The 25,728-nt window shown below is 52.9% G+C and carries 1 protein-coding gene (only partly in view); it reads left to right on the forward strand.

Annotation, left to right across the window (positions count from 1 at the left end):
• On the forward strand, positions 1–25,442 hold the 3' portion of the coding sequence (locus KAI37_RS12455) for a non-ribosomal peptide synthase/polyketide synthase (protein ID WP_220031389.1). Its footprint begins 16,636 nt before the window's first position; 25,442 of the gene's 42,078 nt are visible here — the last part of the coding sequence; its start codon lies off the left edge, out of view; it ends in the stop codon at positions 25,440–25,442.
• The last annotated feature ends 286 nt before the right edge of the window (positions 25,443–25,728 follow it).

Here is a 25,728-nt window from a genome sequence, read left to right on the forward strand (position 1 = left end):
TTGAACTGGGCGAGGTCGAATCGCAGCTGCTGCAAGTGGAATTGGTACGCGAAGCCGTAGTCACGGCTCGTGCGGATGAAACGGGCCAAAAACAAATGGTGGCGTACTATATCGCGGGGCAAGAGATCGGTGCTAGCGAGCTGAGAAGTGAGCTGGGCCGGGAACTGCCAAGCTACATGGTGCCATCGTACTTTGTGCAGCTGGAGCAAATGCCGCTGAGTCCAAATGGCAAAATTGACCGCAAGGCCCTACCAGCACCAGAAGGCAGCCTGCAAACCGGAACGGATTATGCAGAGCCGCGTACCGCGCAAGAACGCGCTCTGGTAGCGGTCTGGCAGTCGGTACTGGGACTACAGACTGTCGGTATTTTGGACAATTTCTTTGATCTGGGCGGCGATTCGATCAAGGCGATCCAAATCGCATCGCGTGCGTTCCAGGCCGGCTATAAGCTGGACATGAAGGATTTATTCCAGTATCCAACGGTTGCAGCACTGGCACCGTATATGCATGAGGTCAGCCGTATGGCAGATCAAGGAGAAGTGAGCGGGGAAACCGCTTTGCTTCCGATCCAGCATTGGTTCTTTGCGCAGGAGCGCGAGCGTCCGCAGCACTTTAATCAAGCGGTCATGCTCTATCGTGCCGAGGGCTTTGATGAGACGGCGGTTCGCCAAGTCATGGATCACATCGTGAAGCATCATGATGCGCTTCGTACGGTTTTCCGTCAGGCTTCATCCGGTTACGAGGCTTGGACACGCGGTGTAGATGAAGGCGCGTTGTATACGCTGGAAACCGCAGACTACCGTGAACAAGTAGCCTATGCGGAAGCGATGGAAGCGAAGGCAACAGAAATCCAAAGCAGCATCGACCTGTCCGCAGGACCTTTGGTCAAACTCGGATTGTTCCGCACAGCAGAGGGAGATCATTTGCTCATAGCCATTCACCATTTGGTGATAGACGGGGTGTCGTGGCGGATTCTGTTTGAGGATTTCTCGACAGGCTACGAGCAGGCGATCAAGGGCGAGCCGGTACGATTGCCCTATAAGACGGATTCCTTCCAAACATGGGCACGGGAGCTGTCGTCTTACGCCAACCGTTCTGCGGAGGCATCGGATACAGTCTACTGGCAGCAGCTGGAACAGGCCAAAGCGAAAGCGGCGCCGCTGCCGAAGGATTTTGCCTACGAGGGCTCCTTGAATGCAGACAGCGAAGTGCTGACGGTAGAGTGGACCGAAGCTGAAACCCAGCAACTGTTAAAGCAGGCACATCGCGCCTATAACACCGAGGTCAATGATTTGCTGCTGACGGCGTTAGGATTGGCAATGCACAACTGGACAGGCGCAGGACAGGTGCTGGTGAATCTGGAGGGACATGGCCGGGAAGCGATCCTGCCAGAGGTGGATATGACACGTACGGTAGGCTGGTTTACGAGCTTGTATCCGGTGCTGCTGGACACAGATGTCAACCTGACGCTGGCCCAGCGGATTAAAGAAACGAAGGAAGGTCTGCGCCGGATTCCGCATAAAGGGCTGACGTATGGAACTTGGCGCTACTTGTCTCCTGCGTCCCATGCGATTGCAGTAGAACCGGAAATCAGCTTTAACTATTTGGGACAGGTCGATCAGGATGTGCAAAACAGTGGAATCACATGGTCATCCTATAGTGCAGGGGAGACAGAGGATGCCCATTCACCGTTACTGTACACGCTGGATTTGAATGCAATGATCTCGGAAGGCGCGCTGCGCTTGACGATCGCTTACAGCCGTAAGCAGTATCGTAAAGAAACGCTGGAACGTGTGGCGGGACTGCTGCAATCCGCTTTGCAAGAGGTGATTGCGCATTGCGTCGCTCAGGAACAGCCGCAGCTGACGCCAAGTGATGTGTCCTTCCAGGGTCTGACGACTGGAGAACTGGAGCACATGGCAGCGCAGGCCGCACATATAGGGGAGCTGGAAAATGTATACGCGCTGACGCCGATGCAAAAGGGCATGCTCTTTTACAATCTGATGGACTCGCAATCGGGAGCTTATTTTGAGCAGGCCTCCTTTGATCTGCAAGGACATTTTAATATCGCTGCGTTTGCGGCAAGTTTGGATGTATTGGTGCAGCGGCATACGGCACTGCGCACGAATTTCTACAGCGGCTGGAAGGATGAACCGCTGCAGGTCGTGTACCGCAATAAGCGCAGCGAACTGTATATAGAGGATTTGCGGGATATGGAGGAAGAGCAGCAAAACGAGTACATCCTCGAATATACGCGCAAAGACAAGCAGAGAGGCTTTGATCTGGCGCAGGATGCTTTGATGCGTGTGACCGTTTTGCGCACCGGCGAGGATGCGTACCGTTTTGTATGGAGCTTCCATCATATCGTGATGGATGGCTGGTGCTTGTCGCTGGTGACAGGCGAAGTGTTTGCGAGTTATTTTGCAATACTGGCCCATAAACAGCCGGAACTGGCTCCTGTAACGCCATACAGTCAATATATTGAATGGCTGGAGCAGCAGGATCGTCAGGCCGCATCAGGTTACTGGAGCAAGGTTCTGGAAGGATATGAGGAACAGTCCCGCCTGCCACAGGCTAAAATTCAGGGCAAAACAGGATATCAGGCGGATCGTCTAGATTTTGACTTGGGTGCGGAGCTCACGGCAGGCATTCAGCGCATAGCCAAGCGTTATCAGGTAACGATCAATACGTTGATGCAGACGGTGTGGGGCCTTTTGTTGCAAAAATATAATGGCACAGATGATGTGGTGTTTGGCAGCGTGGTATCTGGACGTCCGGCAGACATTCCGAATGTGGAGCACATCATAGGTCTGTTTATCAATACCATTCCTGTACGCATCCGCAGCCAAGTGGACAGCTTATTCTCAGATGTGATGAAGCAAACCCAGGAGCAATCCATTGCTTCCCATGCCTATGATACGTACCCGTTGTATGAAATTCAGGGGTTGTCGGAGCTTAAGCAGGATTTGATCAATCATATTCTTATTTTTGAAAACTATCCGGTAGAGGAACAATTGGAGCAATTAGGCAACGATGATGAGTCCAGCTTCAGTATCACCGGAGCCGAGTCTGTCGAGCAGACCAACTATGACTTTAACCTGGTGGTACTGCCGGGGGACACCATTCACATGAGCTTCGGATATAATGCCTTGGCCTTTGAACGGGAAAGTGTAGAGCAAATTCGAGGTCATCTGGTGCAACTGCTGGAGCAGGTGGTAGCGAAGCCGGACATTCGGGTGCATGAGCTGGATATGTTAAGTGAGCAGGAGCGCAAGCAAATTCTCAGCGTATGGGGCGATACGGCGACCGAGTATCCAAGCGAGCAAACGATCCATGGCTTGTTCGAGGCGCAAACCGCGCGGACGCCGGAGCAGACAGCACTGTTCTTCGAAGGAGAGCAGTTGACCTATCGTGAACTGAATGCACGCGCCAATCGATTAGCTCGTACCTTGCGCAGTCAAGGTGTGACGAAAGATCGTTTGGTGGGTCTGATGACCGAGCGTTCGGTGGACATGATCGTAGGGATCTTCGGGATTTTAAAAGCCGGAGGAGCATATGTCCCCATTGATCCAACCTATCCGGAGGAGCGTATCCGCTACATGCTGGACGACTCAGAGGCGAAGCTGTTGTTGACACAAAGCCATCTGGTAGACAAAGTCACGTTTGACGGCCGCATGCTGGTGCTGGATGGAACGCAGGATGTGTACCATGAGGATGATTCCAATCTGGAGCCGTGGTCCGGTCCGAATGATTTGGCGTATGTCATTTATACGTCGGGGACAACGGGGCAGCCGAAGGGCGTAATGCTCGAGCATCACGGGCTGTGCAATCTGAAGACGTATTTTGATCAGACGCTTCAGATGAGCACGTCGGATCATGCGTTGCTGTTCGCCAGCTATTCGTTTGATGCGGCTTGCTGGGAAATCTTCCAGGCACTGTTCTGCGGAGCCACGTTGTATGTGCCAACGTCAGAAACGATTTTGAATTACGAGCGGTTTGAGCAATATATGGCGGATCATCAAATCACCGTAGCCGCTTTGCCGCCGACCTATGCGGTGTATCTGGAGCCGGGACGGATGCCAAACCTGCGTATTTTGTTCACTGCGGGTTCTGCATCTTCAACAGAATTGGTGTACAAGTGGAAGGATCAGGTGGCGTACTACAACGGCTACGGTCCAACCGAAAACTCGGTGGCGACGTCCATCTGGCCCGTATCCGAGGATGAGAGAGCTGGACAGCTGATTTCTATCGGACGCCCTGTGCCGAATCACCGGGTATACACGGTGGATGTGCATGGACATTTGGCTCCGGTAGGCGTCGCGGGTGAGTTGTGCGTGTCCGGTCCGGGCCTGGCTCGGGGCTATCTGGATCGTCCAGAGCTGACGGCTGAGAAATTTGTATCGAATCCGTTTGCGGCTGGCGAAGCAGGCTATGAACGAATGTACCGAACGGGTGACTTGGCGAGATGGATGCTAGACGGCAACATCGAATATTTGGGCCGGATCGACCATCAGGTGAAAATCCGGGGCTACCGGATCGAGCTGGGTGAGGTCGAGGCACAAATTTTGAAAGTAGAAGATGTACAAGAGGTTATCGTACTGGCCCAGGCGGACGAGCAGGGGCAAAACCAACTGGTGGCGTACTATGTCGCTGAACGGGAAGTAAGCGCTGGCGAGCTACGCAGCTTACTGGGCGAGGAGCTACCAAACTACATGGTGCCATCGTATTTCATCCAACTGGAGCAGATGCCGCTGACACCGAACGGAAAAATCGACCGCAAGGCCCTGCCAGCACCAGAAGGCAGCCTGCAAAGCGGAGCGGATTATCTAGAGCCGCGCACAGCGCTGGAGCAGACGTTAGTGTCCATTTGGCAGGCTGTATTAGGAGCGAAGAGAGTCGGGGTTTTGGATAATTTCTTTGATCTGGGCGGCGATTCGATCAAAGCAATCCAGGTATCCTCCCGTTTGCTGCAAGCGGGCTACAAGCTGGACATGAAGGATTTGTTCCAATATCCTTCCGTCTCGCTGCTGAGTGGTCATGTACACAAGGTCAGCCGTACAGCCGATCAGCGCGTGATTTCGGGAAGCGTCAAGCTGACCCCGATTCAGCAATGGTTCTTTGAGCAATCCTCAGCAGAGCCACACTATTTCAATCAGTCGGTGATGCTGTATAGAGCACAAGGCTTTGATGAAGCCGCATTGCATCAAACGGTGACCAAGGTAACGGAGCATCATGATGCGTTGCGTATGGTCTTCCGTCAGACCGAACAGGGCTATGAAGCGTGGAATCGCGGCTTGAACGAAGGTCAGCTGTACAGTCTGGACGTTGTGGATTTGACGGATGTGCAAAACATTACAGATGTTGCAGCAGCGATTGAAATGAAAGCCAATGCCATCCAAAGCTCCATTCGTCTGGACGAAGGACCGCTGGTGAAACTGGGACTTTTCCACTGCATGGATGGGGATCATTTACTGATTGCCATTCACCATTTGGTCGTAGATGGGATTTCATGGCGGATTGTGTTTGAAGATTTTGCCACGGGATATGAGCAGGCGGTTCGTGGAGAAGCCATTCGTTTGCCAAATAAGACGGACTCGTTCTCCACTTGGGCAGAGCGCTTATCACAATATGCGAATAGTCCGGCCATCGAAGACGAACGCGAATACTGGCACCGTCTCGCTCAAACGGAAGTCGCATCGTTGCCTAAGGATCATGAGAGAGCGGAAGGACAGCATTATCCGCTGAGAGACAGTGAAATTGTGACCGTGGCTTGGAGCGAGCAGGAAACACGACTGTTGCTACAGGAAGCACACCGTGCATACCACACCGAGGTCAATGATCTGCTGTTAACCGCACTCGGCACAGCGGTATATAACTGGAGCGGTCAGGAGCGCGTGCTGGTCAATCTGGAGGGACATGGCCGGGAAGCCATTGTTCCAGATATCGACATCACCCGTACCGTGGGCTGGTTTACAAGCCAATATCCGGTGCTGCTGGGGGTGGACGGAAAGGCGGAAGTAGGGCAGCGAATCAAGCGGGTGAAGGAAGACCTGCGTCATGTGCCACATAAGGGCATTGGCTACGGTATTTTGAAATATATGTCTCAGGATGATGCCCATCATTCCCTTGCCTTGCAGCCTGAAATTAGCTTTAACTATTTGGGACAATTTGATCAGGACTTGGAAAATGGGGATATCGTTCTATCTTCACATCCAGGTGGAGAGCCGATGAGTGATCATACCGTACTGGAGCATCCTTTGAATGTGAACGGAATGATTACAGCGGGCACGCTGACACTGGAAATTCGCTATGACAGTAAGGTATATCATCAGCAAAATGTAGAAAACTTTGCGCAGTTGCTGCAGGAAAGCTTGCAGGAAGTGATCGCTCATTGTGCCTCCAAAGAGCGGAGTGAGCTAACCCCAAGCGATGTATTGTTCAAGGGCTTGACGCTTGGGCAGCTGGAGCAATTGACAGAGCAAACAGCTTCTGTGGGCGAGCTGGAAAATGTATATGCTCTCTCGCCAATGCAGAAGGGGATGCATTTCCATAGCTTGATGGAGCCGGAGTCAGGCGCCTACTTCCAGCAAGCGTCGTTTGATCAACAAGGGAGCTTTGATGTAGCTGTTTTCCGCAAGAGTCTGGATGTACTGACACAGCGTCATGAAGCGCTGCGGACGAATTTCCATATGTTTGAGACAGGGCACAGTCAGGAGCCATTGCAGATCGTGTTCCGTCACAAAGATAGCGACCTTTCCTTCCAGGATGTACGCGGCATGCAGGAAGCGGAGCAACAGGCGTATATCCAGGCGTTTAAGCTGGAGGACCAAGCTAGAGGCTTTAATCTCGGTACCGATGCACTGATGCGCGTACAGGTATTGCAAACAGATGAAGAAACGTATCACCTGGTATGGAGCTTCCATCACATTGTCATGGATGGCTGGTGCTTATCGCTGGTTACGGGTGAAGTGTTTGGTACGTACTTTGCGCTACTGGAGCAGAAGCAGCCAGAGCTTGCTCCGATCACACCGTATGGCCAATATATCGAATGGCTAGAGCGTCAGGATGAACGTGCGGCAAAAGAGTATTGGAGCAGCTATTTGGCGGGCTTTGAACAGCAGACGTTGTTACCTGGATCGGATACTTCATCGAAAGACCAAGCGACTAATACGGTATCCACTACAACAAGCGACACCAGCAAATATATCTCTGAAAAAATAACGGTAGATCTGGATCCAACGTGGAGCGAAGCCATACACCGGATTGCGAAGCAGCAGCAGGTCACGATTAATACGCTGATGCAGAGCGTGTGGGGCCTTATTTTGCAGAAATATAACAACAATGAGGATGTTATTTTCGGTAGTGTCGTATCTGGACGTCCGACCGATATTGCTGGCGTAGAGCATATGATCGGTTTGTTCATTAATACGATCCCGGTTCGGATTCAAAGTGAACGGAATGCCACTTTTGTGGAAGTGATGCGGAAAACGCAGGAACAGGCACTGGCCACGGGAGCCTATGACAGCTTCCCGCTATATGAGATTCAGGCGCTGACCGAGCAGAAGCAGAACCTGATTAACCACATTATGGTATTTGAGAATTATCCAGTAGAGGAGCAAGTTGAGCAGTTGGGTGAAGTTCGTCCGTCCGCTTTTGAAATTACGAATGTAGAGGTTGTCGAGCAAACAAACTATGATCTGGACTTGATTGTGATGCCCGATGAAATCTTCCGCATCCTGTTCAGATATAACGCCAATGTATACGATCGGTCTACGATAGAGCGGATGCAGGGACATGTACTGCATGTCATCGAGCAAATTATCGACAATCCGCATATCCGAGTAAATGAGCTGGAATTGGTGACATCGGAAGAACAGGCGCAGATCGTTCAGGTGTGGGGAGATACGGCGGCAGCCTATCCGCAGGATCAAACGCTAAGTACACTGTTCGAGCAGCAGGCGGCACGAACACCGGATCAGGTGGCAGTGTTGTGCGGAGCGGAATCGTTGACCTACGGGAAATTGAATGAGCGCGCGAACCGTTTGGCTCGGACGCTGCGTGCGGAAGGTGTTGAACCAGATCAGCCTGTAGGCATTTTGGTTCAACGTTCGCTGGACATGATCGTAGGCATCTATGCGATCCTTAAGGCAGGCGGAGCCTATGTGCCGATCGACCCAGAATATCCGGCGGATCGCATCCGCTTTATGCTGGAGGACTCGGAAGCGAAGTTGGTGCTGACGCAATCGCATCTGGCGGAGCAAGCATTGCTGAGTTTCGACGGCCAGGTGCTGGTGCTGGATCGTCATGAACAGGATGGTCAAGACATTTACCACGAAGATGGCTCGAATTTGGAGCCACTGGCTGGACCGCACCATGTAGCCTATGTCATCTATACCTCTGGCTCCACGGGGAAACCGAAGGGCGTGATGGTGGAGCACCATTCTGTGCTGAATCGGATTTTGTGGATGCATGATCGGTACGGCTTGAGTGCGGAAGATACGATCCTGCAAAAGACGGCCTTCACCTTTGACGTGTCGGTGTGGGAGCTGTTCTGGTGGTCGATGGTCGGCTCGAAGGTAAGCCTGCTGTCAGTCGGCGGGGAAAAGAACCCGGAAGACATCGTCGACACGATTGCCCGCGATGGCGTGAGCACGATGCACTTTGTACCCGCTATGCTGCATGCGTTCCTGGAATATGTGGAGCAGCAACCACGGGAAGTGATGCAAGCGAAACTGGCAACGTTGCGTAACGTTTTTGCTAGTGGTGAAGCATTGCCGCCACAGCATGTCGCGCGGTTCCAACGGCTTGTGTCGAGTCTGGCCGGAGCGAAGCTGATCAACCTGTATGGACCAACCGAAGCGACGGTGGACGTATCGTACTTTGATTGCGAGCCTGCAGAGGAATATGCGGTCATTCCAATCGGGAAACCGATCCAAAATATCCGTCTGTACATCGTGAAGGAAGGCACGGAGCAATTGCAGCCGATCGGGGTTGCAGGGGAGCTGTGCATCGGCGGTGTCGGCGTAGCCCGAGGCTATCTGAACCGTCCGGAGCTGACGGCAGAGAAATTCGTGAAAGATCCGTTTGCTGGCGGGGAAGCCGGCTATGAGCGGATGTATCGCACAGGCGATTTGGCGAGATGGATGCCGGACGGCAACATTGAATATCTGGGCCGGATCGACCATCAGGTGAAAATCCGGGGTTACCGGATTGAACTGGGCGAGGTCGAGTCGCAGCTGCTGCAAGTGGAATTGGTACGCGAAGCCGTAGTCATGGCTCGTGCGGATGAAACGGGACAAAAACAAATGGTGGCGTACTATGTCGCGGGGCAAGAGATCGGTGCTAGCGAGCTGAGAAGTGAGCTGGGCCGGGAGCTGCCAAGCTACATGGTGCCATCGTACTTTGTACAGCTGGAGCAAATGCCGCTGAGTCCAAATGGAAAAATTGACCGCAAGGCCCTGCCAGCACCGGAAGGCAGTTTGCAAAGCGGAGCCGATTATGTCGCACCGCGGACGTGGGTGGAAGTGAAGCTGGCACACATTTGGCAGGATGTGCTGGGCCTCACGCAGGTTGGTGTGAAGGAAAACTTCTTCGAGATTGGCGGACACTCGCTGCGGGCGACGACACTGGCCTCGAAGATTCACAAGGAGCTGAACAAGCCGCTTCCACTGCGCAGTATTTTTGAAGCGCCAACCATTGAACAACTGGCAGCGGTCATGGAAGGTCTGGATCAAGTAACATACGCGTCCATTCCGGTAACGGAAGAACGCAGCTTCTACCCGTTATCTTCGGCGCAAAAACGGCTGTATGTGCTGCATCAGTTCGACCCGAACGATGTGAACTACAACATGCCGTCGGTGCTGCAAGTGAGCGGTCCGCTGGATGTGAAACGAGTAGAAGATGTGTTCCGTCAATTGATCGATCGCCATGCAACCTTGCGTACCCGCTTTGAGCTAGTGGACAATGAGCCGATGCAATGGGTGGAGGACACCGTGCCGTTCAAGGCGGAATATACGAAGGTACAGGCAGAGCGTTCGACTTCGGATACAGATCAGGACACAGCTACAGATTTGGATACAGTTACGTACACGACGATCAGCCAGGAAGTACAAGAACGGGTACGGCAGTTTGTCCGTCCGTTTGATCTGAAAGCTGCACCGCTGCTGCGGGTAGGCTTGGTGGACTTGGGCGTACAAGGAGCAGAGCAAGAACCACAACAAGAACCACAACAAGAACCACAACAAGAACCACAACAAGAACCACAGCATCTGCTCATGCTCGACATGCATCATATCGTTTCGGATGGTGTGTCGATGGAGGTACTGACCGATGAATTTGTCCGCTTGTATGGCGGTGAAGAGCTATCGCCATTGCGGATTCAGTACAAAGACTATGCGGTATGGCAGCAAAGCGAAGCCCATCAGGAGTGGATGCAGCGTCAGGAAGCGTACTGGCTGGGCACCTTCCGGGGCGGAGTGCCTGTGCTGGATCTGTCAACCGACTTTGCCCGTCCGGTGGTGCAGAGTACGGCAGGGGATACGATCGAATTTGCACTGGAGCGTGAAGTTAGCGAACGCCTGAAAGAACTGGCTTCGCAAACAGGTTCAACCTTGTATATGGTGCTGCTGGCGGCATACACTACGCTCTTGCATAAATACACGGGGCAAGAAGATATCGTAGTGGGAACGCCGATTGCCGGAAGACCGCATGCGGAACTGGAGAGTCTGGTAGGTGTCTTCATCAACACGCTGGCAATCCGCAATTATCCGTCTGGCGACCAATCGTTCCTGGATTATCTGCAAGAGGTGAAGGAGCATGCGCTCAGTGCTTATGAGCATCAGGACTATCCTTTTGAAGAGCTGGTTGAAAAGCTGAATTTGACGCGGGACACGAGCCGGAATGCGCTGTTTGACACGATGTTTGAGTTGAAAACATTGGAGCAACAGGAGTTGCAGCTGGAAGGTCTGACCTTACATTCGTATCCGCTGGAAAATAATACGGCCAAATTTGATCTGACTCTGGATGCAGTGGAGCAGCCAGAAGGTATTCTGTGCAGTCTGGAATACAGCACGGCGCTGTACAAGCCTGAGACTATTGCGCGAATGGCGCAGCATTTTACCGAGCTTGTACGTGCAATTACACTGCATCCGCAGCAGCCACTGGCAGCTTTGGAGATGGTACCTGCCGAGGAAAAAGCACAAATCATCCATGGATTTGGAAATGTGGGGGTATCGGATGTGGCTGCTGTTGAAGCAGGAGCCTTATTCCATACCTTTGTGGAAGAACAGGCACAGCTTGTACCGGATCACGTGGCGGTGGTGTACGAGGAGCAGCAGCTTACGTACCGGAAACTGAACGAGCGTGCGAACCAATTGGCGCGGAGATTGCGGAATGAAGGCATTGGACGCGAGTCGATTGTCGGCATTTTGAGTGAGCGTTCGGTGGACATGCTGGTCGGCGTATTGGCCGTGTGGAAAGCTGGAGGCGCCTATGTGCCGCTGGATGCAGACTATCCGTCCGAACGTATTCGTTTCATGCTGGAGGACAGCGGTGCGACGGTACTGTTGACCCAAACAGGCTTGCAGGAGCGTGCACAGGTATGGCTGGAGGAAAGCAAAGCTACCGTCGAACCTGCAACGGGGCTGCGTCTGCAGACGATGCTGGCGTTGGACGATGAGTCGCTGTACATCGGTGATACCACAGACGTCGATCATATCAACGAACCGCAGGATCTGGCGTATGTGATCTACACGTCCGGGACAACAGGACGTCCGAAAGGGGTCATGATCGAACATCACAGCTTGGTCAATACGGCTGCGGCGTATCGTCGGGATTACCGTCTGAGCGAGTTCCCGGTACGTTTGCTGCAGTTGGCAAGCTTTTCCTTCGACGTATTCGTCGGGGATATCGCGCGGACGCTCTATAACGGCGGCACGATGGTTATTTGTCCGAAAGACGACCGGATTGATTTTAGCCGTTTGTATGGCTGGATTCGCGATTGCCAGATTACAGTGTTCGAATCGACTCCGGCCCTGATCGTACCGTTTATGCAGTATGTGCATGAACAGGGGCTGGACATGAGCAGTCTGGAACTGCTGATCACCAGCTCGGATAGCTGCAGTGTGACGGATTACCGGGTACTGCAAGAACGATTTGGCGCAGATATCCGCATTATGAACAGCTACGGCGTCACAGAAGCGGCGATCGACTCCAGCTTCTACGATGAAGATCTATCGAAGCTGCCAAGCAGCGGTAATGTGCCGATTGGTCAGGCGTGGCTGAACGCACGCTTCTACATCGTGGACAGCCAGCTGAATCCGGTGCCGATCGGCGTACTGGGCGAACTGTGCATTGGCGGAGCTGGAGTGGCACGAGGCTATCTGAATCGTGCAGACTTGACGGCCGAGAAATTCGTAGCGAATCCGTATGTACCAGGTGAACGATTGTACCGCACAGGCGATTTGGCGCGTTGGATGCCGGACGGCAATGTGGACTTTATCGGCCGGATGGATGATCAGGTCAAAATCCGGGGCTTCCGGATTGAACTGGGCGAGGTGGAAGCGCAGCTGTTGACCGTGGACGGCATTCAGAAAGCCATCGTCACCGCCTGGGAAAACGAAGACGGAGACAAGGATTTGTGTGCGTATATCGTAGCCTCTGAGGCGCTGAATTTGCCAGAGCTGCGCAACATGCTGCAGCCCAAGCTGCCGGGTTATATGATCCCGACGTATGTTGTACAACTGGATCAATTCCCGCTGACACCGAACGGAAAAATTGACCGCAAAGCGTTGCCTGCGCCGGAAGCGCGCCTCGAAGGAGGCACGGCGTACGTGGCACCGCGGACACTGCTGGAAGAGCAACTGGTACGTATTTGGCAAAGCGTTTTGAATCATCCGCAGATCGGTATTAAGGACCATTTCTTTGAAGTGGGAGGACATTCTCTGCGCGCCACAACACTGATGGCGAAAATCCATCAGGAGCTGAATTACAAGCTGGCCCTGCGAGATATTTTCCAATATCCGACGATTGAGCAACTGGTGCAGGTGATGGGAGAAGATCAGACACAACAAACGTATGTATCCATCCCTGTTGCGGAGAAGCGCGTATATTATCCCGTTTCCTCGGCGCAAAAACGGATGTATGTGCTGAGTCACCTAGAAGGTGGAGAGGTTAGCTACAATATGCCGGGCGCTTTGATTATTGAAGGTTCCTTGGATAAAACGCGACTGGAGCAAGCCTTCCGCCAGCTGATTGTCCGTCATGAAGCCCTGCGAACCCGATTCGAGATGGTGGATGGCGAGGTTATTCAATGGATTGAATCGGGCGTCGCATTCAACGTGGAGCATGTGCAGGCAAGCGAAGAAGAGACCCAGCAGTATGCACTGGACTTTGTACGTGCATTTGATCTCGCACAAGCACCGTTGCTGCGGGTTCAGCTGGTGGAAACCGGATCGGAACGTCACGTTATGCTCTATGACATGCACCATATTATTTCGGATGGTGTGACTGAAGGCATTATCGTGCAGGAGTTCTCTCAATTGTATGAAGGCAAGGAACTGCCGCCACTTCGCATCCAATACAAGGACTATGCCGTTTGGCAGCATGCCGATATGCAAAGTGAACGTCTTCGTGAGCAGGAAAGCTATTGGCTGAACACGATGGCTGGTGACATTCCGGCGCTGGATATGCCAACGGATTTTGCAAGACCAGCCGTACAGCGTCTGGAAGGAGCTCGATTGGAATTTGCGATCAGCCTGGAGGACAGCGAGCAGTTGAAACAGCTGGCCGCACAAACCGGCTCCACCTTGTACATGGTGTTGCTGGCCGCGTATAGCACGCTCTTGCATAAATATTCGGGGCAGGAGGACATCATCGTCGGCACGCCGATTGCCGGAAGACCGCATGCGGAACTGGAGGGCTTGGTAGGCGTATTCCTCAACACGCTGGCGATCCGCAATTATCCGTCTGGCGACAAAACGTTCCTGGATTACTTGCAAGAGGTCAAAGAGCATGCGCTCAGTGCTTATGAACATCAAGAGTATCCTTTTGAAGAACTGGTTGAAAAGCTGAATTTAACGCGGGATACGAGCCGGAATGCGCTGTTTGACACGATGTTTGAGTTGAAAACATTTGAGCAGCAGGAGTTCGAGCTGGAGGGTCTGACCTTTAAGACGTATCCGACGGACAATAACACGGCCAAATTTGATCTGACCTTGGATACAGTGGAGCAGCCAGAAGGCATTCTGTGCAGTCTGGAATACAGCACGGCGCTGTACAAGCCTGAAACCATCGCGCGATTGGTACAGCATTTTACCGAGCTTGTCCGTGCAATTACGCTGCATCCGCAGCAGTCACTGGCAGCTTTAGATATGGTAACCGTCGAGGAAAAGGCACAAATCATCTACGGTTTTGGAGATGTAGGGGTATCGGATGTGGCTGCGGTAGAAACAGGAGCACTGTTCCATACCTTTGTGGAAGAACAAGCGCAGCTTGTACCGGATCACGTGGCGGTGGTGTACGAGGAGCAGCAGCTTACGTACCAGAAACTGAACGAGCGTGCGAACCAATTGGCGCGTAGATTGCGGAATGAAGGTATTGGACGCGAGTCGATTGTTGGCATTTTAAGTGAACGTTCGGTGGACATGCTGGTCGGCGTATTGGCGGTATGGAAAGCTGGAGGCGCCTATGTGCCGCTGGATGCAGACTATCCGTCCGAACGTATTCGTTTCATGCTGGAGGACAGTGGTGCGACGGTACTACTGACCCAAACGGGGTTGCAGGAGCGTGCACAGGTCTGGCTGGATGAAAGCGAAGCTACAGTCGAACCCGCAGCGCACTTGCGTCTGCATACCGTGCTGGCGCTGGACGATGAGTCGCTGTACACCGGGGATGCCACGGATATCGAGCACATCAACGAACCGCAGGATCTGGCGTATGTGATCTACACGTCCGGTACAACGGGACGTCCGAAGGGCGTCATGATTGAGCATCGCAGCTTGGTGAATACGGCTGCGGCGTATCGCCGGGATTACCGTCTGAACCGGTTCCCGGTACGATTGCTACAACTGGCAAGCTTCTCCTTCGACGTGTTCGTCGGCGATATTGCGCGGACGCTTTATAACGGCGGAACGATGGTTATCTGTCCGAAGGACGACCGGATTGATCCAAGCCGTCTGTATGGCTGGATTCGTGATTATCAGATTACGGTATTCGAATCAACACCAGCCTTGATCGTACCGTTTATGCAGCATGTGCATGAACACGGACTGGACATGAGCAGTCTGGAATTGCTGATTACCAGCTCGGATAGCTGTAGCGTGACGGATTATCGGGTGCTGCAAGAACGATTTGGCGCGGATATTCGCATTATGAACAGTTACGGCGTCACGGAAGCGGCAATCGACTCCAGCTTCTACGACGAAGAACTGTCGAAGCTGCCGGACAGCGGCAGTGTGCCGATTGGTCAGGCGTGGCTGAACGCACGCTTCTACATTGTGGACAGCCAGCTGAATCCGGTGCCGATCGGTGTGATGGGTGAGCTGTGTATCGGCGGAGCCGGGGTGGCACGAGGCTACCTGAACCGTGCAGACCTGACCGCCGAGAAGTTCGTAGCGAACCCGTACGTACCGGGTGAACGATTGTATCGCACAGGTGACTTGGCGCGGTGGATGCCAGACGGCCATGTGGACTTTATCGGCCGGATGGACTATCAAGTGAAAATCCGGGGCTACCGGATCGAGCTGGGCGAGATTGAAACGGCAATCCAGCGGGTGCCAGGTGTGCGTCAAGCGGTAGTCATCGACCGGACGGATGAGCGTGGACACAAGTATTTGTGCGGATACATCACAGGAGAAGCAGAGCTGCGGATTGAGGAGGTACAGGCCGAGCTGGAAGCAGGACTGCCAGCGCATATGGTACCTGCACGCTTGATGCGACTGGAGACGATCCCACTGACGAGCAACGGCAAAATCGACCGCAAGGCCTTGCCGGAACCGGAAGGAAGCATCCATACCGGCGCAGCCTATGTGGCACCGCGTACCACGGTGGAACAAGTATTGGCTGCGGTATGGGCCGGGGTGCTCGGCGTGGAAGCGGTAGGCACGCAGGATAACTTCTTTGAACTGGGTGGCGATTCGATCAAGGCGCTGCAAGTATCATCCCGCTTGCTGCAAGCAGGTTATCGACTGGAGATGAAAGACCTGTTCAGTCATCCAACCGTGTCTGCATTGGCACTGAAAGTCCAAACGGTGACCCGATTGGCGGATCAGAGCGAAGTGGTGGGCGCTGTGAAACTGACACCTGTTCAACAATGGTTCTTTGAGCAGAACCTGACGGATGCTCATCATCATAACCAGTCCATTATGCTGCATAGCAAGGACGGTTTTGATGAAGCGGCCCTGCGCACGGCGATGGATCACGTCGTGAGCCATCACGACGCACTGCGTATCATTTTCCGTCCTAGTGAGCACGGATATGAAGCTTGGAACCGTGCAGTTGGGGAGGGCGAGCTGTATACACTGGATCGGGCCGACTTCAGAAATGAGTCTGAGGTATCTGCAGCGATCGAGGCCAAAGTGAATGAAATTCAGGCGGGTATTCATGTAAGCGAAGGACCGCTGGTGAAGCTGGGGCTGTTCCATTGCCCGGATGGAGATCATTTGCTGATGGCGATTCATCACTTAGTGGTGGATACCGTATCTTGGCGCATTTTGTTCGAGGATATTACGACAGCCTACGAGCAGGCATTGAACGGACAAGCCGCTCGTCTTCCGCACAAAACGGATTCATTCCGCACCTGGGCGGATGGGCAGTCTCAATATGCGAACGGTCCGGCCATGGCAGCAGAACTCGCATTCTGGCAGGAAATGGAACAGGGAATATATCAGCCGCTTCCAAAAGACGAATCCCATTCTCATTCCTTAAATAGGGACAGCGAGAACATTACGGTCACGTGGACAGCTCAGGAAACGGAACAGCTGTTAAAACAGGCGCATCGTGCCTACAACACGGAGATGAATGATTTGCTGCTTACCGCATTGGGACTGACTATTCATCGCTGGGCCGGTCTGGAACGAGTGCTTGTGAGCCTGGAAGGTCATGGACGGGAGTCCATTTTGCCAGAACTGGATATTACGCGCACCGTGGGCTGGTTTACGACTCAATTCCCAGTTGTGCTGGATATGAGCGTGGGGCAAGACCTTTCACAACGCATCAAACATGTGAAAGAAGGACTACGGCGCATTCCGCAAAAGGGCATTGGCTACGGGATGTTGAGATACCTGTCCGCAGCACGTGAGCAAGAGCGTTTTGTGACCGAACCCGAAATCAGCTTCAACTATTTGGGACAATTTGACCAAGATATGCAAAATCAATCCATTGGCGTATCTCCTTATTCTAGCGGTGCAGAGCTTAGCGCTCATGCAGCTAGAACGCACACGCTGGATATGAACGGACTGATTTCCGAAGGCGAGCTGCAATTGACGATCAGCTACAGTAAGCAGGAATATCGCCATGAAACGATGGAGCAGCTAGCCGAAGCGTTCCGAATCAGTTTGCAGGAAATCATTGCGCATTGCACAGGCCGCAAACAGCAGGAGCTGACGCCAAGCGATGTCATGCTTAAAAATGTAACCATGGCCGAGCTGGATCAGTTGGTAGAGCGGACTCGTGACATGGGGGAACTGGAAAATGTATATGCGCTGACGCCGATGCAAAAAGGCATGTTGTTCCATAGTCTGATGGATGCAGAGTCAGGTGCTTATTTTGAACAAACGACCTTTGATTTGCATGGACGCTTCCAAGCCGATATTTTCCAAGATAGCTTGAATCATTTGGCACAGCGGCATGAGATATTTAGAGCCAATTTCATCAGCGGTTGGCAGGATGAGCCTGTGCAGGTGATTTTCCGCCGCAAGGATGTTGGTTTTAGATGTGAAGATTTGCGTCATCTGAATGAGCAGGAGCGTGACGCGTATGTGAAGGAATTTATTCGCAAGGACAAGGCAGCCGGATTCGATTTGTCCCGGGATGCGTTGATGCGCGTGGCGATTTTACGAACAGGTGATGAGGATTATTATTTTGTGTGGAGCTCTCATCACATCTTGATGGATGGCTGGTGTGTGGCATTAGTCACGGATGAGGTGTTTGAGGCTTACTTTGCAGCCGTGGAGCATAGACAGCCGAAGCTTGCCCCCGTTACTCCATACAGTCAGTATATTGAGTGGCTTGAAGCACAGGATGTAGAAGCAGCAGCTGCGTACTGGAAGGATTATTTGCTCGGCTATGATCAGCAAACTTCGATTCCGACCGGAAAAGTAGGCGTGAAAGCGGACGGTGCACAATTTGAGCATATCCTGTGTGATCTGGGCAAGGACTTGACCGGACGTATGGAAATGGTGGCCAAGCAGTACCACGTGACCCCGAATACGTTGCTGCAAACAGCCTGGGGATTGCTGCTCCAAAAGTACAACGGTAGTGACGACGCTGTTTTTGGCGGTGTAGTGTCTGGTCGTCCAGCGGATATTCCGGGGATCGAAAATATGGTGGGCTTGTTCATTAACACCATTCCAATACGGATTCGCAGCGGGGCTGAGGACACCTTTGCCGACATGATCAGAACGAATCAGAAGCAGGCGCTGACTTCTCAAGATTATGAAACGTATCCGCTGTATGAAATTCAAGCCTTGAGCGAGCAAAAGCAAGATCTGATCAACCACATTATCGTGTTTGAAAACTATCCGGTGGAGGAGCAGGTCGAGCAACTTGGCGAAGGTGCAGAGTCGGATTTTGAAATTCGCAATGCCGGCATGATTGAACAAACCAACTATGATTTCAATCTGGTCGTTATGCCGCAGGAAGCGATGAAAATCCGATTTGAATACAATGCGAAGTTATATGATCGTGAAGCCGTTGAACGGACTCAGGGCCATCTGATACAGCTGTTGGAGCAGGTGGTAGCGAAGCCAGACATTCGGGTGTATGAGCTGGATATGGTAAGTGAGCAGGAGCGTGAGCAAATTCTCAGCGTATGGGGAAATACAGCTGCTGAGTATCCAAGCGAGCAAACGATCCATGGCTTGTTCGAGACACAAACGGCGCACACACCGGAACAGGCAGCGTTGTTCTTCGAAGGAGAACAGTTGACCTATCGCGAGCTGAATGAACGCGCCAATCGTTTGGCTCGTACCTTGCGTAACCAAGGCGTGACGAAGGATCGTTTGGTGGGTCTGATGACCGAGCGTTCGGTAGATTTGATCGTGGGTATCTTAGGCATTTTGAAGGCTGGGGGTGCATATGTGCCCATCGATCCGACGTATCCAGAGGAACGTATCCGCTACATGCTGGACGACTCGGGTGCGAAGCTATTGTTAACGCAAAACCATTTGGTGGATAAAGTAGCCTTCGATGGTAACGTGCTGGTGCTGGATGGAGCACAGAGTGTGTATCACGAGGATGGTTCCAATCTGGAACCGTTGTCTGGTCCGAACGATCTGGCGTATGTGATTTATACGTCGGGTACGACGGGGCAGCCGAAGGGCGTTATGGTGGAGCATCGTAATGTCGTACGTTTGGTGAAAAATACAAACTACGCGCAATTGGATGCCGACACGCGCATTTTGCAGACAGGGGCTGTTGTTTTCGATGCATCCACCTTCGAAATTTGGGGGGCGATATTGAATGGTGGACAGCTGGTGCTAGTGAGCCAGGATGTCATTTTGGACGCACCCAAGCTTAAGGAAGCTGTGCGCAGCCACGGCATTACCACGATGTTTCTGACCACACCGCTCTTTAACCAGCTGTCCCAGCAGGATCTGGCGCTGTTCGAGGGAATACGCGAGCTGCTGGTCGGCGGTGATGTGATGTCCGTACCACATATGAACCGGGTGCTGGAGGCCCATCCGTCCCTGCGGATCAGTAACATCTATGGCCCAACCGAAAATACGACCTTTTCCACAATGCATGCGATCACTGGTGTGCAATCGGAATCGGTGCCAATTGGCAGACCGATCCATAATTCGACAGCGTATGTCGTGGATCGTTCGATGCGGCTTCAGCCCGTCGGGGTATGGGGTGAGCTGATCGTCGGCGGTGACGGGGTGGCACGTGGATACCGCAACCGTCCAGACCTGACGTCCGAAAAGTTCATCGATAGCCCGTTCCGCAGCGGAGAACGCTGCTATCGCACTGGCGACCTGGTACGCTTGAATGTAGACGGGACGCTGGAATATAAGGGACGGATCGACGCACAGGTGAAAATTCGGGGCTATCGGATCGAACTGGGCGAGGTAGAAACGCAGCTGTTGAAGCTGGAGGCAGTGCGAGAAGCTGTGGTCATCGCACGTGAAGATGAGCAAGGGCAAAAGCAGCTCTGCGCTTATGTGGTCGCCGATGGGGAAGTTGTGGCAAGTGAGCTGCGAAGCGCTTTGAGCCAGAAGCTGCCGGGTTACATGGTCCCTTCCTATCTGGTACAGCTGGAGCAGATGCCGTTGACTCGGAATGGAAAAATCGACCGCAAAGCACTGCCAGCACCGGAAGACAGCCTGCAAAGCGGAGCGGATTATGTCGCACCGCGGACATGGGTGGAAGTGAAACTGGCACAAATTTGGCAGGATGTGTTGGGTCTGGCGCAGGTCGGTGTGAAGGAAAACTTCTTTGAGATTGGCGGACACTCGCTACGGGCGACGACGCTAGCCTCGAGAATTCACAAGGAGCTGAACAAGCCGCTTCCACTGCGCAGTATTTTTGAAGCACCAACCATTGAACAATTGGCAGTCGTACTGGAACATCTGGATCAAGTAACATATGCGTCCATTCCGGTAACAGAAGAACGCAACTTCTACCCGTTATCTTCGGCGCAAAAACGACTGTATGTACTGCATCAGTTCGACCCGAATGATGTGAACTACAACATGCCGTCGGTGCTGCAAGTGAGCGGTCCGCTGGATGTGAAACGGGTAGAAGACGCGTTCCGTCAATTAATCGCCCGTCATGCGACCTTGCGTACCCGCTTTGCACTGGTGGACAGCGAGCCAATGCAATGGATTGAGGACACCGTGCCGTTTGAGGTGGAATATACAAAGGTACGGGCAGAAGATGCGACTACGGATACAGATCAGGACACAACCACGAGTACAGACACGATGGTCAGCCAGGAAGCACAAGAACGGGTGCGGCAGTTTGTACGTCCGTTCGATCTGCAAGCCGCTCCGCTGCTGCGGGTAGGCTTGGTAGATTTGGGTGTACAAGGAACCGAGCAGGAACCGCAGCATTTACTCATGCTCGATATGCACCACATCGTTTCGGATGGTGTGTCCATGGGAGTACTGACCGATGAATTTGTCCGCTTATACGACGGTGAAGAGCTTTCGCCAATGCGTATACAGTACAAGGATTATGCGGTATGGCAGCAAAGCGAAGCCCATCAAGAGTGGATGCAACGTCAGGAAGCGTACTGGCTCGACACCTTCCGGGGTGAGCTGCCAGTGCTGGATGTACCTACGGACTTTGCCCGTCCGGCGGTACGAAGTACGGTAGGCGATACGGTGGTGTTTGGACTGAAACGTGAAGTCAGCGAACGTCTGAAGGAACTGGCGGCGCACACAGGCTCTACGCTGTATATGGTGCTGCTGGCAGCGTACACCGCGCTCTTGCATCAATACAGCGGGCAAGAGGACATCGTAGTCGGCACACCGATTGCCGGACGACCGCATGCGGATCTGGAGCCAATGATCGGGATGTTCGTCGGAACGTTGGCATTGCGGAACTATCCGACGGCAGAGCAAAGCTTCCGAAGCTATGTGGAGGATGTGAAGACGCGTGCCCTGCAAGCTTACGAGCACCAGGACTATCCGTTTGAGGAGCTGGTGGAAAAGCTGAACGTGAAGCGGGATATGAGCCGCCATCCGCTGTTTGATACGATGTTTACCCTGCAAACCACCGAGGAAGGTGAGCTGCAGCTGGCGGACCTAAGCTTCCGTCCATATGGCTTGGAACAAACGCCAGTCAAGTTTGATTTGATGATGGAGGCCAGTGAGGAAGAGGCAGGTATCCAGTTCGGATTGCAGTATGCAACTGCGTTGTACGATCGCGAAACGGTAGAACGGATGACGCGTCACTTTGTTCGCTTGGCTGAAGCCGTCGCGGCGAACCCGGATGCGAAGCTGGGTGAGCTGGAGTTGATTACGGCAGAAGAAACCGAGCAGATTCTGAAGGTGTTCAATGATCCGAATGCGCACAGCCTGCTTGGAGCATTACAAGGCCGTTCGCTCAGCGAACGCTTTGAAGAGCAAGCTGAGCGCAACCCTGAGCGGATAGCAGTTGTGTCTGGGGCCACCGCGCTGACCTACACTGAGCTGAATGAGCGTGCGAACCAATTGGCTCGTGTGTTACGAGCGGAAGGGGTCGAAGCAGATCAACCGGTTGGCGTATTGCTGGAACGTTCTGCGGATATTCTGGTGAGCATTCTGGGGGTACTTAAGGCCGGAGGCGCATATGTGCCGATGGATACGGTGTATCCACAGGAGCGCATCGACTACATGCTCCAAGACAGTGGGGCCAAGGTCGTGATTACAAGCAGAGTCGCCACCCTGTCGCTCAGTTTGCCATCCCTAGTACAAGCTGTAGTTCTTGACGACGAGGACGTTCAAGCTCAGTTGGGAGTACAGGATGCGAGCAATCTAATCCCTGTCGCCCGCCCGCATAACCTGGCCTATATGATTTACACGTCAGGTACCACCGGCCAGCCGAAAGGGGTCATGATCGAGCAGGGCAGTGTTAGCAATCTGGTAGATGCTTTATGGGAACGAGTATACAGCCGTTATGAACAGCCGCTTCATGTCGCATGGCTGTCGGCATTTGTATTTGACGCTTCAGTGAAGCAAATCTTTGCCAGCTTGCTGTTAGGCCACACCCTGCACGTGGTGTCCCGTGACGTCAGTCTGAGCGGAGAGCATTTGATCGCCTACTACCGCACGCACCGAATTGATCTGTCGGACGGCACACCTGCGCATCTGCATATTTTGAACGAAAGCGTCAGTGTGACGGAAGCGCCGGAAGTGAAGCATTACCTGATCGGTGGCGAAGCATTATCCGTGCAACTGGTAAATGTGTTCTTGCACAAGTGGTCCGGGTATCGTCCAGTCATTACGAACGTGTATGGCCCGACCGAAACGACGGTAGATGCGACTGCTTATACGATTGAAGATGTGGAGTCCCTGAACGTACTGCTGGAAAAAGGGGAGCACACAGTATCCATCGGAACGCCGATAGCGAACCAGTCGGTGTACATCCTGAACAGCCAGCAACAGCTGGTACCGATCGGTATCGCAGGTGAGCTTTATATCGGAGGTGCAGGTGTGGGACGAGGATACCTGAACCTGCCGGAGCTGACGGCAGAGAAGTTCGTCCTGAATCCGTTCGCTGATGCGGCAGCAGCTGATCCAGCGGATCACGCAAACCGGATGTACCGGACGGGCGACTTGGCACGGTGGATGCCAGACGGCAGTATTGAGTATTTGGGCCGGATCGACCACCAGGTGAAAATCCGGGGGTACCGGATCGAACTGGGCGAGGTGGAAGCGCAGCTGCTGACCGTGGACGGCATTCAGAAAGCCGTGGTCACAGCATGGGAAAACGAAGACGGACACAAGGACCTGTGTGCCTATATCATAGCTTCAGAGTCCCTGAGTTTGCCGGAGCTGCGCAATGCGCTGCAGCCGAAGCTGCCGGATTACATGATCCCGACGTATGTGGTACAACTGGATCGTTTCCCGCTGACACCGAACGGGAAAATCGACCGCAAGGCGTTGCCGGCACCGGAAGCACGCCTCGAAGGAGGCCTGGAGTACGTTGCACCGCGGACACCGCTGGAAACCAAGCTAGCCCAAATCTGGCAGGATGTCTTGAAGCTGTCCAGCGTAGGAGTCACCGACTCATTCTTTGACGTGGGTGGACACTCCCTGCGGGCAACGACGCTGGTGGCCAAAATCCATCAGGAACTGGACAGTCGGATTACGCTGCGTGAGGTGTTCCAACACTTCACGATTGAGCAGCAAGCCCAGCTCATCGCAACGCACGGTACAGACACCTATACGGTGATCCCTGCGGCGGCGCAACAGGCGTACTACCCGGTTTCCTCGGCTCAAAAACGATTGTACATTTTGAGCCATCTGGAAGGTGGGGATCTCAGTTACAATATGCCGGGTGTATTAACCGTGGAGGGACCGCTTCAGGCCGATCGGCTGGAGGATGCGTTCCGTCAGTTAATAGCCCGCCATGAAACGCTGCGGACTTCCTTTGAAATGCTGGAAGGCGAGGTCGTTCAGCGGGTTTACGATCAAGTGGAGTTTGCAGTAGAGCACCTGCAGGCCAGGGAGTCCGAAGTCGAAGCCTATATCGAGTCCTTTGTACGTAGCTTTGATCTTCGCCAGGCACCACTGCTGCGTGTCCGTCTCATTCAAACCGGACCAGAGCGCCATCTCCTGATGTACGACATGCACCATATTATTTCAGACGGTGTATCGTCGAGCAACATCGTGCATGAGCTGGTACAACTGTACGAGGGACAGGAATTGGAGCCGCTGCAAATTCAGTACAAAGACTACGCCGTGTGGCAGCAGCAGGAGATGCAGCGTGAGTCATACCAACGCCGAGAACACTTCTGGCTGGAGCATTTAGCCGGAGCATTGCCGGTACTGGATTTGCCAATTGCTTATCCTAGACCTGCTGTTCGCAGCTTCGAGGGTGCGATGTATGAATTTACAGTGGACGCGAATGTATCCGAGCAACTGCGCCGAATTGCGGCACAGACCGGAAGTACGCTGTACATGGTGCTATTGAGTGCCTACACCGTTCTGCTGTCCAAATACAGCGGTCAGGACGATTTGATCATCGGTACGCCGGTAGCAGGCCGCTTGTTGCCTGAACTGGAGCCACTGATCGGAATGTTCGTCAACACGCTAGCCATCCGGCATCAGCCGAAGGGCAACCAAACGTTCCACAGCTACTTGCTGGAAGCCAGAGATCGTACGTTGCAAGCCTTCGAGCATCAGGATTATCCACTGGAAGAGTTGGTGGGAAAACTGGATGTAGCACGGGATGCAAGCCGTAACCCGTTGTTTGACACCATGTTTGTACTGGAAAATACAGAGTCGCCGGAAGCGCAGCTTGAAACGCTGTCCTTTAGTCCGTATGTTCAGGAGCATCGTATCTCCAAATTCGATTTGACCTTGTCCATGAGTGATGAAGATGGGGAAATCAAGGGTTCCTTTGAATACTGCACGAAGCTATTTGGGGGCGACGCTATTGAGAGATTAACCAGAGATTTGATAGCGATCCTGTCTCAGATTGGAACCGATCCAGATTTACTGTTAAGCGATATTCAAGTGAACACGGACGAGCAGCCAGAAGGCTTCTCGCCGGATTCCATCGATTTTGTTTTCTAAATCAGTTCTCTAAAATGCAATGAGTTCACTTTGCATGTGCAGAGGGCGGCGGCTTGTCCGACTGCCCTTGCCTGCATTGAAAAAAACAGCAAAAACAACTCCATTTGAAAATTTAAGTATTATAAACAATAAGATCGATTAGCTCCATTTTATGTTACGAATTGTTTTGATTATTTAAAAGGTATTACGTTGAACAAGCTGAATGAACTTTAACAAAAGAAGACCCGCGGTTTAATAAACGCGGGTCTTCTTTATTTAGAAATTGCTGGTTTGATTCATATGCAAT

The sequence above is a fragment of the Paenibacillus sp. S25 genome, assembly GCF_019454085.1.
Lineage (GTDB): Bacteria > Bacillota > Bacilli > Paenibacillales > Paenibacillaceae > Paenibacillus > Paenibacillus polymyxa_B.